The sequence below is a fragment of the Caulobacter sp. GW821-FHT09A05 genome (assembly GCF_059418465.1).
Genome location: NZ_JBWKPX010000010.1, coordinates 37937 through 52528 on the forward strand (window position 1 = coordinate 37937; position 14592 = coordinate 52528).

Below are 14592 nucleotides of genomic sequence, written 5' to 3' on the forward strand. Positions count from 1 at the left end.
AACTTGAATCGGGGTCAGCTCTAACCTTCACGAACACACCGCCAAACCCTCTTGCCGACCGCCGCAAGCCGGATCACTCTCTGACTTAACAACGATAACATTCCAGGGAGGCGACGTCGGGCCATGGCCAGCACGCGCTACGACTACGTCATCATCGGCGCCGGCTCGGCCGGTTGCGTCCTGGCGGCGCGGCTGACCGAGGACCCGGCCGTCAAGGTCCTGCTGCTGGAGGCCGGGGGCCGGAACAGCTCGATCCTGGTGCGGATGCCGGCCGGGGTGGGCGAGCTGATCAAGGCCAAGGGCGACCAGAACTGGGGCTTCTGGACCGAGGCCGAGCCGCACCTGAACGACCGCAAGCTGTGGTGGCCGCGCGGCAAGGGCCTGGGCGGCAGCTCGGCGATCAACGGCATGATCTATATCCGCGGCCACGCGCGCGACTACGACCAGTGGCGGCAGATGGGGCTGGCCGGCTGGTCCTACGCCGAGGTCCTGCCCTACTTCATGCGCTCGGAAAGCCATCACGGGGGCGGCGACGCCTATCACGGCGCCTCGGGGCCGCTGCACGTGTCGCGCGGCGAGTCCAGGAGCCCGTTCTACGCCGCCCTGGTCGAGGCCGGCCGCCAGGCGGGACACGCGACGACCAAGGACTTCAACGGCTACCAGCAGGAGGGCTTCGGCCCCTACGACCTGACGATCCGCGACGGCAGGCGCTGGAGCGCGGCGGCGGCCTATCTGACGACGGCCCTGGCCCGGCCGAACCTGACCTGCGTGACCGGAGCGCGCACCACCCGGATCCTGGTCGAGAACGGCCGTGCGATCGGGGTCGAGTACGTCGTCGGGGCCAGCCCGGACCGCCTCGTCGCCCATGCCGACGCCGAGGTGCTGCTCAGCGCCGGGGCCGTGCAGTCGCCCCACATCCTGCAACTGTCGGGGATCGGCGATCCGGACGACCTGCGGGCCCACGGGATCGCGGTCGTCCACGAGTCCCGGGGCGTCGGGGCCAACCTGCAGGACCACCTGGACGTCTGCCTGTCCTGGACGACGAAGAACCTGGTCACCGCCTATTCGGCCAACAAGGGGCTGAACAAGCTGGGCGTGGGCCTGTCCTACATGCTGCTGGGCAAGGGGCTGGGCCGCCAGCAGTTCCTGGAGAGCGGCGCGTTCCTGAAATCGCGCCCCGACCTCGACCGGCCCGACCTGCAGATCCACGGCGTGCTGGCGATCATGCAGGACCACGGCAAGGTCCAGGTCGAGAAGGACGGCTTCACCCTGCATGTCTGCCAGCTTCGCCCCGAGAGCCGCGGAAAGGTCGGCCTGCGCTCGGCCGACCCGTTCGACGATCCGACCATCCTGGCCAACTACCTGGCGACCGAGGAGGACCGCCGCGCGATCCGCGAGGGGGTGAAGATCGCCCGCGAGGTGGTGGCCCAGGCGGCCCTGGATCCCTATCGCGAGGCCGAATACTCGCCCGGCGGCGACGTGAAGACCGACGAGCAGATCGACGCCTGGGTCCGCGCCAAGGCCGAGACCATCTACCATCCGGTCGGGACCTGCAGGATGGGCGCGGCGGGCGACCCTCTGGCCGTGGTGGACGACCAGCTGCGCGTGCAGGGGATCGCCGGGCTGCGGGTGATCGACGCCTCGGTCATGCCCACCCTGATCGGCGGCAACACCAACGCCCCGACCCTGATGATCGCCGAACGCGCCTCCGACCTGATCCGCGGCAAGACGGTCCTGCCCGCCGTGGACGTCCCGGTGTTCGAGGACGGACGGGCGGCGGCGGCCTGATTTCTCGGCGCCGCCCCCCCATCGTTGTCATCCCGGAAGCCTCGCAGAGGCTGTCCGGGACCCGGGGCCGGCGCACAGCGGTGCCCCTGGGTCCCGGCTCTGCGTTACGCTCCGGCCGGGATGACAACCGCTGAGGTAATCGGAGTTTAAGTCATGAACCACCGCCCCCTCGGCCGCTCGGGCCTGTCGACCGCCCCGCTGGCCAGCGCCACCAGCATCGAGCAGCTGAACGCGTTGATGAGCGCGGCCCGGCTGACCCGCCGGTCGAGGTGATCGAAGCCCTTAACGCGGCGGGATGACGGGTGTCGAGATAAGGAGGGGTCGCCATGCGGCGCCCCCTCCCCATCCGCGGCGCGCCCCTCCCCGCGCCGCTCTTTCCGCCCCCCGACGGAAAGCTCGTGACGCCCGTCAGGCGATCCGGCGGCCGTGCAGCGTCGCCAGCCGCAGGCGCGGCGCCTCTTCGTTGGCCGGACCCAGGCTCTGAATCCGCCGCACGCCCAGCTCCGAGGCCGGACGGCCCATCAGGCGCTGGATCATGGCGATGGGCTGGTAAAGACCCAGGAAACGGTCGGCCTGGCCGTCGACGCCGGTCATCGGCGCCAGCAGCACCTCCATGCCCACCGACGGCGCCCCGATGGCGCGGATGTCGGCGGTGACCACCACCGGCTCGCCCCGGCGACGCGCGACCTCCAGGGCGGACTTGACCTCCAGGCGATGCGACAGGGCCCAGAAGCCCAGAGCGTCCTCGCCGCGCAGGTCGCGGGCGTGCAGGTCGGCGACGAAACCCCCGGCCAGCCGCACCGGATAACGGCCCTTGCCGTCGCGCCCCAGGATGAAAATCTGCGGCAGCAGATCCAGGAAATCGCCCGGATTGACGGCGGCGCGCGCGGGCATGCCGCCGTTAACGGCCTTGCTACGCCAATAGTCTATCAACCGTTCCGTGCTTGGATGGAACATCGTCGTTCCCCTGGCGAGCTCACGCGCGGTCGTTTTCGACCGCATCAGGCTTGCAGGGAGAACCGGGCCAGCCCCAGGACCGTGCCGTCCTGGGACAGTTTCCCGGTGGAGCGGCGGACATGGCGTGAAACTTGCTTGGCCTTTGGCCGAGCGACACGCTGGCGTGTTGTGAAGGGAAAAGGCCGATGAAGGCGCCGAAAATGACCTTGCCCAAGCTGTGGATCAGCCTGGCGACCGGATTGGGCGCGCTCGTGCTCGGGGGAGCCGCCTACGCCCAGTGCAACAGCGGCTGCACGCCGCCGCCCCCGCCCTGCTGCGCGCCGCCGCCGGCCCCGCCGCGGCCGCCCACCCCGCCCGGCTGCAACAATTGCGGCGGCGGCGGTCACAACGTCTATGTGCCCGGCATCAACATCCACGTGGGCGGTTCGGTCGTGGTCAACGCCAACGCCTCGGCGACCAGCACGGCCACGGCCGGGTCCAGCGCCGGCGCGGGCGCGGGGGCCTCGGCCGGCTCGACCGTCTATTACGGCGGCGGCACCCACGGCGGCTACTATTCCGGCCCGGTCTCGACCGGCTACATCCAGGGCCTGAACGTCGAGGGCGGCGAAGCCCGCCGTCGCGCCTCCTACGAGGCCACCCGCACCAAGTTCAAGCGCGTGGTCATCCGCGCCGTCTGCCTGGACGACCGCGACATTCCCCACCCGGCCTCGCAGGTCACGCCCGACCGCGACATCGACGGCGGCTACGACGGCGAACTCTATCGCTGCATCGCCGGCTCGCGCATGCAGTATGTGGTCGGCGCCTATGAAGGCTACAGCGCGGCCAACTTCGGCGGCGAGACCTATGTCTGCGGCAAGAACGAAGCCCTCTACTACGGCGGCGGCTCCGGTTCCGGCTATGGCGGTGGCGGCGGCTCCGGCCTGGCCGGCGGCCCCGACGGCCGCGGCGGCGCCCTGTCCTGCCGCCCCCAACGCCCGGCCCGGGACTGCAACGAGCGCTCTCTGCTGCGCCGCTACGGCGCCGGGGTGAAGGTCCTGACCATCCTGACCACCGAGAAATACACCGCCTATCGCGAGGAGACGGTGCGCGAACAGTCCAGTTCGGGCCTGAGCCTCAGCCTGGACGGCGGCGTCGGCGGGGTGGTGTACTAGCCACCGCTTCGACTTGCGAAACAGCAAGGGCCGCTCCTCCGGGAGCGGCCCTTTTTCCTGGCGGAATCGCTCGCATTTGCGACTTTATCGCGAAATACGCCCCGACGGTTGCTATCCTGGGTGAGGAATCATCGCCGATGAACCGCCAGTAGGGAGCACCGATGCGTCGCAAGCTTTTCGCCCTCGCCATTACCGCGGGAACGCTCCCGGCCGCCGACGCCTTGGCGGCGGAGCCCTTCTACGACGCCGCCCTCTGCAAGCCGCCCTATACGATGGACTCGGCCACGGCGCTGTACGAAGCGGCCGAGAAGCTGGCCAAGCCCGACACCTCGCTGCTGACGGCCTATGTCTACAAGCTGCCGCAGGACCTCGGCCAGGACGGCTTCAAGACCAGCGAGGTGGTGTTCGCCGGCACATCGGTCGGCGTCCTGGTCCAGGGCCAGCAGGCCGAGGCGCTGGCCCAGCGCTACCAGCTCAAGCCCGAGGGCTCCAACCTGCTCGGGACGTCCACCAGGGGCTACGCGCGCGAACTGCCGTCGGCCGAGCAGCCCCGGCCCGACGCCGGAACGGTCTCGATCGTCGCCCGGGAAAGCGCCGCTCTGCCTGGCAAGACGCTGCTGGCCTGCGAATTCGTCTCGAAGGAGGACCGGGCGGCCCTGGAAGCCTACGAAAAGTCCAAGGGCCAGTAACGCGCCCGGTAACGCGCACGGCGCGCCTTCTGTCGGGACAGCCCCTTCATGACGATCCTGTCGGCGATCCTGTATTGCCTCGCCCAGCACCCGCTTCTGTCGTGGCCCGTCCTCGTGCTCGTCGGCGCGTTGCTGGGTCTGGGGATGGCCAGGTGGCGGGGCCATCCGGGCTGGGCCCTGCTGATGGCGCCCTTCTTCTTCTTCGGCATCGCCAACATCTTCACCGGCCACATCTTCAACGCGCTGTTCCTCAACGCGTTCGGCGAGACCGGCACGGCGGTCGTGACCCATTCGGAGGAAACCAGCTCCACCCTCAACGACCAGCCCATATGGGCCTATGACGCGGTGCTGAAGACGGCGGACGGCCGCGACGTGGTGACGGGCTTCACCACCATGACGGCCAGCATCTATCCGATCACCAACGAGATCCTGATCCCGCCCGAGGGCGAGGTCTTCGTCGCCAAATACGTCCCGGGCTTCCCGCGCAACTTGGTGATCATGCGCGACCTCTCGCCCTACGGGAAGGCGTACAGGATCGACCGGGACCGCGGGCCGGTCGACAAGGCGGCCAACCAGTTCGCCGTCAGCCCCGGCAACCCGGCGTTCATCGCGGAATATCGAGGAGCCCTGACCGCCTTCCTCGCCAAGCACCGCCAGGACGCCGATCCGGCCCTGGTGCGGGACTACCAGGCCCGGCTGGACGCGCTGCCTCCGTCGAACTGAGCTGCGCGCGATCGGGCTGAAAACCTCGTCCACGCGGGGCGTTGAACGGCGATCGGTCCCTAGATCACGTAGTCGTAGACCACGTCGGCCAGCGTGTGGTCCATCGTCCGGGCCGGCTCTTCGCAGGTGGGGCAGTTGACGATGCGGGCCGGCACGCCGGCGGCCGTGCAGTGCGGCGGGATGGGCTTGAGCACCACCGAGCCGGACGCCACCTTGGCGTAGTCGCCGATCGTGATGTTGCCCAGCACCTTGGCGCCCGCGCCCAGCAGCACGCCCTTGCCGATCTTCGGGTGGCGGTCGCCGCGCTCGGCGCCGGTGCCGCCCAGGGTCACGCCGTGCAGCATCGAGACGTCGTCGCCGACCACCGCGGTCTCGCCGATGACGATGCCGGTGCCGTGGTCGATGAACACGCCCTGGCCGATGCGGGCGGCCGGGTTGATGTCGACCTGGAAGACCTCGCTGGCCCGGCTCTGCAGATAGAAGGCCAGGGTCTCGCGGCCCTGGCTCCACAGCCAGTGCGACACGCGGTGGGTCTGCAGGGCCAGGAAGCCCTTGAAGAACAGGAACGGCTGGACATAGCCCTTGGTGGCCGGGTCGCGCTCGAACACCGCCACGAGGTCGGCCTCGGCGGCGGTCACCAGCGCCGGATCGCTGTCGAAGGCGTCGGCGGCGAACTCGCGGGCGGTCATGGCCCGCATCTCCTGGTCGCCCAGCTTGCGCGCCAGCTGGAAGGTCAAGGCGTCGGCCAGGTTGTCGTGGCTGAGGATCACGGCGTTGAGCAGCGAGGCCAGGGCCGGCTCGGCCTTGGCGGCGTGTTCGGCCTGGTTGCGCAGCGCGGCCCAGACGGGCGGCGTCGTTTCCTGCGTCACGACCTCGAGATGCTTGGCCACCGGGCTCTCCTCTCCCACGCCGCCTATAGAGCATCTTTTTGAGAAATGCTCCAGGCGCCCAGGTTTCAGCGACTGGCGCGCGAAACCATCCGCGCACTTAAGACCGTCGTCAGGCGAGCACAAGCTTTGCCAGGTCGGCCGGCAACTCGCCCTTCACCGCCATATGGTGCACCCGGAGCAGTAAAGCCACCGTCAAGGAGTCCGGCATGTGGCCGGACACCGCCGCGTCGAGCGCCTCGCCGAACGGCGCGCGGGCGATGGCCAGATCCTCGGTGTCGTCCGGCGCGGTCGCCGTCGGCGTCAGGTCCAGGGCCAGATAGCCGTGGCAGATCTCGTCGGTGATCGAGTTGGACAGCTCCATGGTCAGGATCAGCCGCCAGTCGGCGGCCTGCAGCCCGACCTCCTCGGCCAGCTCGCGCTTGGCCCCGTCCAGCGGATCCTCGTCCAGCGGCGCGCCGCCCTCGGGGATCTCCCAGCTGTAGTTGGCGTGGGGAAACCGGTGCTGGCCCACCAGGGTGACCGTGCCGTCGGCGTGCAGCGGAACGATGCCGATCGCCCGGTTCTTGAATGCCACCTTGCCGTAGAGCGCCGGCCGGCCCGTGGGGGCGACGGCGTCGTACTCGGTCAGGGTGATCCAAGGGTTGTCGTAGACGACGGTCTCCCGGGTCACGCTCCACGGCGTCCCATGCGCTTTGAGCCAAGGCAGTTTTTCGGACATGCGAACGACTCGCGACTTGTGGCGACCGAGGCTCGGCCATAGGTGTGCTGCTTATCCTGCTTCCCGGAGGTCGTCTTGACCGGTTCTGTCCCCCCTGCCCCAGAATTCGGTGAAGTGCTGCCGATCGAGCCGTCGCCGGCGGTGCTGGACTTCCTGGCCAGGCGGCGATCGGCCTCGGCCATGAGCCTGGTCGCGCCGGGCCCCGACGACGCCCAGCTGGCCGACCTGCTGCGCCTGGCCGCCCGGGTGCCCGACCACGGCAAGCTGGCGCCCTGGCGGTTCGTGATCCTGCGCGGCCCCGCCAAGGACGCCTTCGCCGAGAAGATCACCGCCCTCGCCGACAGCCAGGCCAATCCGGCCAAGGCCAACGCCGCCCTGCGCAAGCTGACCCGTCCGCCGGTCGCGGTGACGGTGATCTCGCGCCACATCCCCGGCGAGATCCCCGAATGGGAACAGCGCCAGAGCGCCTCGGCGGTCTGCCAGCAGATGCTGCTGGCCGCCGCCGCCATGGGATGGGGGGCCAACTGGATCACCGACTGGTACGCCTATGACCCGCGCGCCCAGGCCATCCTCGGCCTGACCGACGACGAACGGGTGGCCGGCTTCCTCTATCTGGGAACCTCGACCGAGGCCCCGCAGGAGCGGGTGCGGCCCGACATCGGCGCGATCACCACCGAATGGTCCGCCGACTGAACGTCACGCGCGTCCCTGTGGCGTTTTCGCATCGGTCCGGCGCCTTTATTCCCGCCCAGCCGGCTCGAATAGCGGCCCGACGCCACAGAACCGCCACTCGACTAGTCTCCAATCCCAAGGCGTGGGACTTGCGGGGCGCAGGCTTTGTCGTGCATCAGTCGCGACATTTTGTGTAACAGTCCTGCATCAAATCCACCTTAAGCATCCGTAACTTGTTACACGGCCTTGCATTGCCTAAGGCCAAGCTCGACGTTGTCTGCGTACCTACACGCCGACCATAACTTACGGCCGACGGGGTTTATGACGCTCTCCCTCCTGATCCTTGGCATGACCACCGCCCTGGACGGCGCGCCCGAAGCCGCGCCGGCGCAGCAAGACCCTCCGGCGCAGGTCCAGAGGGCGCCGCAGCAGGCCGCGCCCGCCGAGGCCGATCCGTACGCTGCCGAGGTCGACGCGGTCGAGGTGGTGGCCGGCAAGCCGCGCGGCTCGGTCGAGGGCGACATCAAGCCCGAGCTGACGCTCAACCCGGCCCAGATCCGCGCCTACGGGGCCGGCAGCATCTCCGAACTGATGGCCTTCCTGGAGCCGCAGCTGCGCACCAGCCAGAGCCGTGGCGACGGCCAGCCGGTGATGCTGGTCAACGGCCGCCGCATCTCGGGCTTCCAGGAGATCCGCGACATCCCGCCCGAGGCCATCGAGCGCTTCGAGATCCTGCCCGAGGAAGTGTCGCTGACCTACGGCTACCGCGCCGACCAGCGGGTGGTGAACATCGTCCTGCGCCGCCGCTTCCGCGCCCTGACCACCGAGGCGGGGGTCAAGGTCCCGACCGCCGGCGACCGCACGTCCACCGACCTGCAGAGCACCTTCTTCCGCGTCCAGGGCGACAATCGCTGGCTGTTCAACGGCAAGGTCTCGCACGACACGGCCCTGTTCGAGAACGACCGCGACATCGTGCGCACGCCGTCGGGCCAGCCCTACGACCTGACCGGCAACGTCACGGGCCTGGCCCTCCAGCCGCCGGACATCGCCAACGGCGTCTATTTCCAGCCGATCGATCCGGACCTGACCGCCCTGGTCGGCTCGCCGGTCACCGTCACGCCGGTTCCGACCGCGGCCCTGGGCGGTCCCGCAAGCCTGGCCGACTTCGCGACCAACGCCGGGACCGCCGCGACGGACGACCTGACCGCCTGGCGCAGCCTCGCGCCGCGGGGGACCTCGGCCTCGCTGACCGGCGCCCTGACCCGGCCGGTGGGCAAGTCGTCGATGGCCACGCTCAGCGGATCGTTCGAAGATTCCACCTCCTATTCGTATCTCGGCCTGCCCGGCATCCGCCTGGAGGTGCCCGAAACCAACCCGTTCTCGCCGTTCAGCCAGGACGTCCAGCTCTACCGCTACGCCGACGACTACGTCTCGATGGCCCGCAAGACCGACACCCAGAAGGCCACGGTGTCGGCGGCGGCCAACGGGCGGATCAAGGAGTGGCGCTGGAGCGCCACCGGCGGCTACGTCTATTCCACCACCGACACCAGCACCGGACGCGGCCTGGATGCGGCGGCCTTCGCGGCCGGCGTCGCCGCCGGCGATCCCGCGCTCAACCCGTTCGGCAACATCCCCTCGACCCTGCTGGCCCGGGTCTCGCCCGACACCGCCAAGTCGACCTCCAACACCGCCAACGCCGAGGTCGTGCTCGTCGGCAACCTGCTGCAGGCCCCCGCCGGCGGCGTCTCGACCACGTTCAAGGTCGGCGCTGACACCCAGGCCCTGGACTCCCGCAGCGTCCGCCGAGGCGTGGTGGTCGACCGCGACATCTCGCGCACCAGCGGCAACCTGCAAGCCAGCCTGAACGTCCCGATCGCCGACCGCGACAAGGGCGTGCTGCCGGCGCTGGGCGACCTGTCGGTCAACTTCAACGGCGAGTACGAGCAGCTGTCCGACTTCGGCGGCCTGACGACCCTGGGCGCCGGCGCCAACTGGTCGCCGATCAATCCGCTCAGCTTCCTGGTCAGCTACACCAGCGAGGACGGCGCCCCGACGCCGTCGCAGCTGAACGACCCGATCCTGTCGACGCCGAACGTCTCGATCTACGACTTCAACACCGGCCAGTCCGTGCTGGCCACGCGCATCGAGGGCGGCAACCCGAACCTGGTGTCCGACAGCCGCCAGGTCATGAAGCTGAGCGTCAACATCCGGCCCCTGCCCAAGGACGCCAAGACCAACCTGCAGATCAGCGCCAACTATACGGCCACGCGGATCGACGACTCGATCAACAACTTCCCGGCCATCACCGCCGACATCGAGCAGGCCTTCCCCGACCGGATCGTCCGCGACGCCGACGGCCGGCTGATCTCGGTCGACTCGCGGCCGGTGAACTACGCCAAGTCCGAGCAGGAGCAGATCCGCTGGGGCTTCAACCTGTCGCGTCCGTTCGGCAAGCCGCGGGCGGGGCCGCCAGGTTTCGGCGGCGGCCCGCCTCCCGGCGGCGGCGGCGGCGGCGGCGGCCGTGGGCCCGAGGGCGGTCCCGGCGCCGGTCCGGGCGGCGGCGGCGGTGGCGGTGGCGGCGGTTTCCGTGGCGGCGGCTTCCGCAACGGTCCGCGCCCCGGCCAGGGCCAGTTCCAGGTCTCGCTCTACCACACCTGGAAACTGAAGGACGAGGTCACCATCCGCGACGGCCTGCCGGTCATCGACCGCCTGGACGGCGGGTCGGGCGCGGGGCCCGAGCACGAGGTCCAGCTGCAGGTCGGCGTCTTCAAGAGCGGGATGGGCGCGTTCCTGAACGGCAGCTGGCGCAGCGGCTATCGCCTGAACGGCGCGACGGCCCAGCAGGACCTGTTCTTCAGCGACCAGTCGACGTTCAGCCTGAACCTGTTCGCGGACCTGTCGTCGCGCCCGGACCTGCTGCGCGCCCATCCGTGGCTACGCGGCTCGCGCGTGCAACTGCAGGCCCAGAACCTGTTCGACACCCGCCAGGACGTGCACGACCGTCTGGGCCTCACGCCACAGGCCTACCAGCCGGACTATCGCGACCCGATCGGCCGGACGGTGCGGATCAGCTTCCGCAAGCTGATCGGCCCGTCCCGCCCGGTGCAGCCACCGGGCCAGCGGCCGCCGGCGGTCCCGACCCCGCCGCCGGCTCAGCAACCGCCGAGATAGGGCCTATGGGTCTTCGCCGCGCGTGGCCTCGTCCTTCGACAAGCTCGGGACGAGGGCCATTTACAGGTGTCGGCGGTAGAAAGGCCTCATCCTGAGCTTGTCGAAGGACGAGGCTTTTCGCTTCCGAAGTGGAACGCCCGATCCGCGCCCGTGCAATGGCGGGGCGGTCAGCCCCGGCCGCGATAGGGCGCGACGCCCTGGTCCGGAACCCACAGGCCCTCCGGCGCCGGGCCGGTCTGCCAGAAGACGTCGATCGGGATGCCGCCACGCGGATACCAGTAGCCGCCGATCCGCAGCCAGCGCGGGGCCGCGATCTCGACGATCTTGCGGCCGATCTTGACCGTGCAGTCCTCGTGGAACGAGCCGTGGTTGCGGAAGCTGGTCAGGTACAGCTTCAGCGACTTGCTCTCGATCAGCCAGTCGCCCGGCGCGTAGTCGATCACCAGGTGCGCGAAGTCGGGCTGGCCGGTCACCGGGCACAGGGAGGTGAATTCAGGGGCCACGAAGCGCGCCAGGTAGGTCACGTCGCTCTGCGGATTGGGCACGCGCTCGAGGACGGCCTGGTCGGGGCTGGCGGCGGGTTCGACCACCTGGCCCAGCTGGGTCACATGAAGTTCGGTCATGGACGGTCATCTAGGCCCCACGCCCCCGCGAGACAAGCGCGCGCGGCGTCGCTATCGTGACGTCAAACAGATGTTGGGACGGGAGCGCGCGATGAGCGGACGCGATTTCGACGGCTTCACGGTGGTCGTCACCGGCGCCTCCACGGGCCTGGGCCGGGCCATGGCGGTGGAGACCGCGCGGCGCGGCGCCGGGCTCGTCGTGGTCAATTTCGCCCGCAGCGCCCACGAGGCCGAGGAAACCGCCCGCCTGGTCGAGGCCGAAGGGGCCAGGGCCGTCCTGGTCCAGGGCGACGTGGCCCAGGACGAAGACTGCCGCAGGATCGCCCAGGCGGCGGCGGGCTCGGGCCGGATCGACGCCCTGTTCAACAACGCCGGGATCACCAAGTTCGCGCCCGACCACGCCGACCTCGACGCGGTCGACGCCGAGGACTTCCTGCGGCTCTACGCGGTCAATGTGGTCGGGGCCTTCCAGATGGTCCGCGCGGCCCGCAGCCTGCTGGAGGCCGCGCCGCGGCCGGGCGCGGTGGTCAACACCGCCTCGATCGCCGGCGTGGTGGGCAACGGCTCGTCGGTGCCCTACGCCGCCTCCAAGGGCGCCCTGACCACCATGACCCTGTCCCTGGCCAGGGCCCTGGCGCCGCGCATCCGGGTCAACGCCGTCTGCCCCGGCTTCATCGACACCCCCTGGTTCGGCAAGGCCATGGACGCCGAGCGCGTCGACCGCCTGCGGTCGGGGGCGGCCGCGGCCACGCCGTTGAAAGTCGCCTCCACCGCCGAGGACATCGCCGGCTCCGCCGTGTTCCTGGCCTCGCCCGCCTCGCGGCACGTCACGGGCGAAACCCTGCTGGTGGACGCCGGCCTGCACCTGGGCGGCGCAAGCTTGGCGATGCGCTAAAGCCGCAGGTAAAGCCGAAACAATCTTTCCGTTGACACTGTGGCGCCTGACGCCACTTCTGAAGCAAAATCGTCACACTCCGCCCAAACTTTGCGCCGCCGGCGCGCTTTCTGCTGGCGATTTGACCAGCAAGATTGCAACAAAGGCCTGCTCGACAACTACTGCCGTTGTGCTCAACGCGCTTGCAGGCGTCGCTGATCGGTGAAGGCTCCAAGCCCTTCCGCCGACAAAACAGAATAAAGGGGATAGAACACATGAAGTTTCTGAAACTGGCGCTGGTCGCCGCCGCCGCTTCGGTCGCCATGGGCGGCGCCGCCATGGCCCAGGACGAAAGCGGCCTGAAGCTGTCGTACAACGTCGGCGTGGCCAGCGACTACATCTTCCGCGGCATCAGCAACACCAACACCAATGGCCAGGTGTTCGGCGGCGTCGACGCCACCTACGGCATCGGCTATGCGGGCGTCTGGACGTCGAACGTCGACTTCGGCACCCCCAACCCCGACCAGGAAATCGACGTCTACGCCGGCGTGAAGCCGACCGTCGGCGCCTTCAACCTCGACCTGGGCGTGATCTACTACGGCTACACCAAGGACAAGAACGGCGCTCCGGGCTCGTACAGCTACACCGAAGTCAAGGCCGCGGCCTCGACCGCCGTGGGCCCGGCCACCGTCGGCGCCGCCTTCTACTACTCGCCGGAATTCCCGGGCGACGGCGGCGAAGCGCTGTACTACGAACTGAACGGCTCGGCCCCGATCGGCGAGAAGCTGACCCTGAGCGGCGCCCTGGGCCGTCAGGAAGTCGACGCCTCGACCTATTTCGGCGGCGCGACCGACAGCTACGTGACCTGGAACGCCGGCGTCACCGCCGCGATCACCGACCACGTCAGCGCCGACATCCGCTATTCGGACACCAACAAGAGCAACTATGGCTCGATCTATCACGCGGCGGTCACCGCCTCGCTGAAGGTCGCGTTCTAAGCGTCTCTCGCGGACACGCGAAGGAGCCGCCCCGACTTCGGTCGGGGCGGCTTTTTCTTTGCGCGCCGGTCAGGCCGACCTCGGCCTCGGCGGCCGCATGAACAGCGCCGCCAGGAACACCACCGCCGTCAGGGCCGCGAACAGCTGGAAGGCCGGGGTGAACGAGCCGACACGGTCGCGGATGGCGCCGCCGACGAACGGCCCCGCCGCCGACACCGCCCCGATCAGGCAGGTCAGGGAGAACAGCTCGACATTGTTGCGGCGGCCGAAATAGTTCAGCAGCAGCAGGCTGACGGCCAGCACCGTCAGGCCGAAGCCGATCCCCACCCCGACGGCGTAGAGCGCCAGCAGAAGCGGCGTGGTCGCGCGCGACAGGGCCAGCAGTCCGACCACCAGCAGCCCCTGGGCGAACACCAGCAGCCAGCGCGGATCGACCCGGTCGCCGATCGCGCCGCCGCCCAGCCGGGCCGCCACCTGCATGCCGCCTTCCAGGCTGAGCATGCCCGCCGCCACCGCCCCGGCGACGCCCAGCTGGGTCAGGTGGGCCTGGGTCAGGCTGGCGGCGCTGACGCCCGCCAGCAGGTGGCTGAAATAGGCGGCCAGCAGCACGTAGAACTGCGGGGTGCGCACCGCGTCGCGGACGCTCCATTCGTGGTCGGTGTGATAGACGTGGCCGGGCGCCCTGCCCGCCTTGGCCTCGGCGTCCAGCTCGCGGTCCAGGGCGGCGCCGGCCTGCGCCAGCCAGCGCGGCCCGCCCACGGCGACGGCGCAGACCAGGCCGACCAGGCCCACCACCACCGCCTGCAGGGCCCAGTACAGCCGCCAGTCATTGTGGGTCGCCGAGAGGACGCCGACAACCATCCACGGCCCCGCCACCCCGCCCAGGGCGCCAAAGGTGAAATAGACGCCGAACGGCAGGGCCCGGGCCTTGAAGATCGCCGACAGCACGTGGGTGCCGGGGATCAGGGCGGCCATCTGGAAGCCGATCCCGCACAGGGCCGTCCCCAGGAAATAGATCGGCAGGGCGTGGACCCGCGACAGGCAGTAGAGCCCGCCGGCCATCACCGCCACCCCGACCAGGACCGTCCCGCGCACGCCCATCCGCCGGATCAGCAGGGCCGGCAGCCAGGACGACAGGCCGGTGAACACCCCCAGGATCGTGAACCCCAGGAAGGCGTGCTCCCAGCTCCAGCCCAGCTCCGGAACCATGGCCGGGATGACCACGCCGAGCGAGGAATAGGTCGCGGCCGTGATCAGGAACAGCAGCAGGCTGAAGACGGCGACGAGCAGCCAGGGGCGCCAGCGGGAGGACATCGAGGTCTCAAGGTCCGGCATGCC

Annotated in this window: 13 protein-coding genes; 8 read left to right on the forward strand and 5 right to left on the reverse strand. The window is 69.7% G+C overall.

Translation table 11 applies throughout. The features are described from left to right. The first annotated feature begins 123 nt into the window (after positions 1–123). Positions 124–1788, forward strand: a complete 1665-nt coding sequence (locus AC07NX_RS11475) for a choline dehydrogenase (protein WP_494641898.1) — start codon at positions 124–126, stop codon at positions 1786–1788. 408 nt (positions 1789–2196) lie between these two features. Here the strand turns inward: AC07NX_RS11475 and AC07NX_RS11480 are convergent, their stop codons facing one another. Further along, on the reverse strand, positions 2197–2790 hold the full coding sequence (locus AC07NX_RS11480; protein WP_494641899.1) for a PAS domain-containing protein: 594 nt from the start codon (positions 2788–2790) through the stop codon (positions 2197–2199). Positions 2791–2930: 140 nt separating this feature from the next. Between AC07NX_RS11480 and AC07NX_RS11485 the strand changes: the two genes are divergently transcribed. The 3 genes from AC07NX_RS11485 (at position 2931) to AC07NX_RS11495 (ending at position 5308) form a co-directional block, all read left to right on the forward strand. Continuing rightward, positions 2931–3896, forward strand: a complete 966-nt coding sequence (locus AC07NX_RS11485) for a hypothetical protein (RefSeq protein WP_494641900.1) — start codon at positions 2931–2933, stop codon at positions 3894–3896. Positions 3897–4057: 161 nt separating this feature from the next. Next, complete coding sequence (locus tag AC07NX_RS11490) at positions 4058–4585, forward strand: hypothetical protein (RefSeq protein ID WP_494641902.1); 528 nt, start codon at positions 4058–4060, stop codon at positions 4583–4585. A 48-nt stretch (positions 4586–4633) separates the two neighbouring features. Beyond that, positions 4634–5308, forward strand: a complete 675-nt coding sequence (locus AC07NX_RS11495) for a hypothetical protein (protein WP_494641903.1) — start codon at positions 4634–4636, stop codon at positions 5306–5308. 59 nt (positions 5309–5367) lie between these two features. Here AC07NX_RS11495 and cysE read toward each other — a convergent pair whose 3' ends face one another. Continuing rightward, positions 5368–6198, reverse strand: coding sequence for a serine O-acetyltransferase (cysE, locus tag AC07NX_RS11500; RefSeq protein WP_035077709.1), 831 nt, complete (start codon positions 6196–6198; stop codon positions 5368–5370). Positions 6199–6307: 109 nt separating this feature from the next. Next, positions 6308–6916: an NUDIX domain-containing protein gene (locus tag AC07NX_RS11505; RefSeq protein WP_494641904.1), complete on the reverse strand. Its 609-nt coding sequence runs from the start codon at positions 6914–6916 to the stop codon at positions 6308–6310. 75 nt (positions 6917–6991) lie between these two features. On the opposite strand from AC07NX_RS11505, the gene AC07NX_RS11510 reads away from it, so the two are divergent. Beyond that, a complete protein-coding gene (locus tag AC07NX_RS11510; RefSeq protein WP_494641905.1) occupies positions 6992–7609 on the forward strand; it encodes a nitroreductase family protein in 618 nt (205 codons plus the stop codon). A 300-nt stretch (positions 7610–7909) separates the two neighbouring features. Next, the gene (locus AC07NX_RS11515; protein ID WP_494641906.1) at positions 7910–10759 is read left to right on the forward strand and encodes a TonB-dependent receptor; all 2850 of its coding nucleotides are present in this window, start codon (positions 7910–7912) and stop codon (positions 10757–10759) included. Between the two features lie 167 nt (positions 10760–10926). On the opposite strand, the gene queF is transcribed toward AC07NX_RS11515, so the two are convergent. Next, positions 10927–11382 carry a preQ(1) synthase gene (gene queF / locus AC07NX_RS11520; RefSeq protein WP_019848146.1) on the reverse strand — a complete coding sequence of 152 codons (456 nt, stop codon included), beginning with the start codon at positions 11380–11382 and terminating at the stop codon, positions 10927–10929. 70 nt (positions 11383–11452) lie between these two features. On the opposite strand from queF, the gene AC07NX_RS11525 reads away from it, so the two are divergent. Beyond that, a complete protein-coding gene (locus AC07NX_RS11525; RefSeq protein WP_494641908.1) occupies positions 11453–12277 on the forward strand; it encodes an SDR family NAD(P)-dependent oxidoreductase in 825 nt (274 codons plus the stop codon). Between the two features lie 254 nt (positions 12278–12531). Next, positions 12532–13254: a TorF family putative porin gene (locus tag AC07NX_RS11530; RefSeq protein ID WP_494641910.1), complete on the forward strand. Its 723-nt coding sequence runs from the start codon at positions 12532–12534 to the stop codon at positions 13252–13254. A gap of 69 nt (positions 13255–13323) precedes the next feature. On the opposite strand, the gene AC07NX_RS11535 is transcribed toward AC07NX_RS11530, so the two are convergent. Then, positions 13324–14589, reverse strand: coding sequence for an MFS transporter (locus AC07NX_RS11535; RefSeq protein WP_494641911.1), 1266 nt, complete (start codon positions 14587–14589; stop codon positions 13324–13326). Between the last annotated feature and the right edge of the window lie 3 nt (positions 14590–14592).

What these genes read in the sequence shown, in the direction of transcription:
- AC07NX_RS11525 (WP_494641908.1), top strand. Translation starts at nt 11,453, where the DNA reads ATGTTGGGACGGGAGCGCGCGATGAGCGGACGCGATTTCGACGGCTTC.
- queF (WP_019848146.1), bottom strand. Translation starts at nt 11,382, where the DNA reads ATGACCGAACTTCATGTGACCCAGCTGGGCCAGGTGGTCGAACCCGCC.
- AC07NX_RS11475 (WP_494641898.1), top strand. Translation starts at nt 124, where the DNA reads ATGGCCAGCACGCGCTACGACTACGTCATCATCGGCGCCGGCTCGGCC.
- AC07NX_RS11535 (WP_494641911.1), bottom strand. Translation starts at nt 14,589, where the DNA reads ATGCCGGACCTTGAGACCTCGATGTCCTCCCGCTGGCGCCCCTGGCTG.
- AC07NX_RS11505 (WP_494641904.1), bottom strand. Translation starts at nt 6,916, where the DNA reads ATGTCCGAAAAACTGCCTTGGCTCAAAGCGCATGGGACGCCGTGGAGC.
- AC07NX_RS11485 (WP_494641900.1), top strand. Translation starts at nt 2,931, where the DNA reads ATGAAGGCGCCGAAAATGACCTTGCCCAAGCTGTGGATCAGCCTGGCG.
- AC07NX_RS11490 (WP_494641902.1), top strand. Translation starts at nt 4,058, where the DNA reads ATGCGTCGCAAGCTTTTCGCCCTCGCCATTACCGCGGGAACGCTCCCG.
- AC07NX_RS11480 (WP_494641899.1), bottom strand. Translation starts at nt 2,790, where the DNA reads ATGCGGTCGAAAACGACCGCGCGTGAGCTCGCCAGGGGAACGACGATG.
- AC07NX_RS11515 (WP_494641906.1), top strand. Translation starts at nt 7,910, where the DNA reads ATGACGCTCTCCCTCCTGATCCTTGGCATGACCACCGCCCTGGACGGC.
- AC07NX_RS11495 (WP_494641903.1), top strand. Translation starts at nt 4,634, where the DNA reads ATGACGATCCTGTCGGCGATCCTGTATTGCCTCGCCCAGCACCCGCTT.
- AC07NX_RS11530 (WP_494641910.1), top strand. Translation starts at nt 12,532, where the DNA reads ATGAAGTTTCTGAAACTGGCGCTGGTCGCCGCCGCCGCTTCGGTCGCC.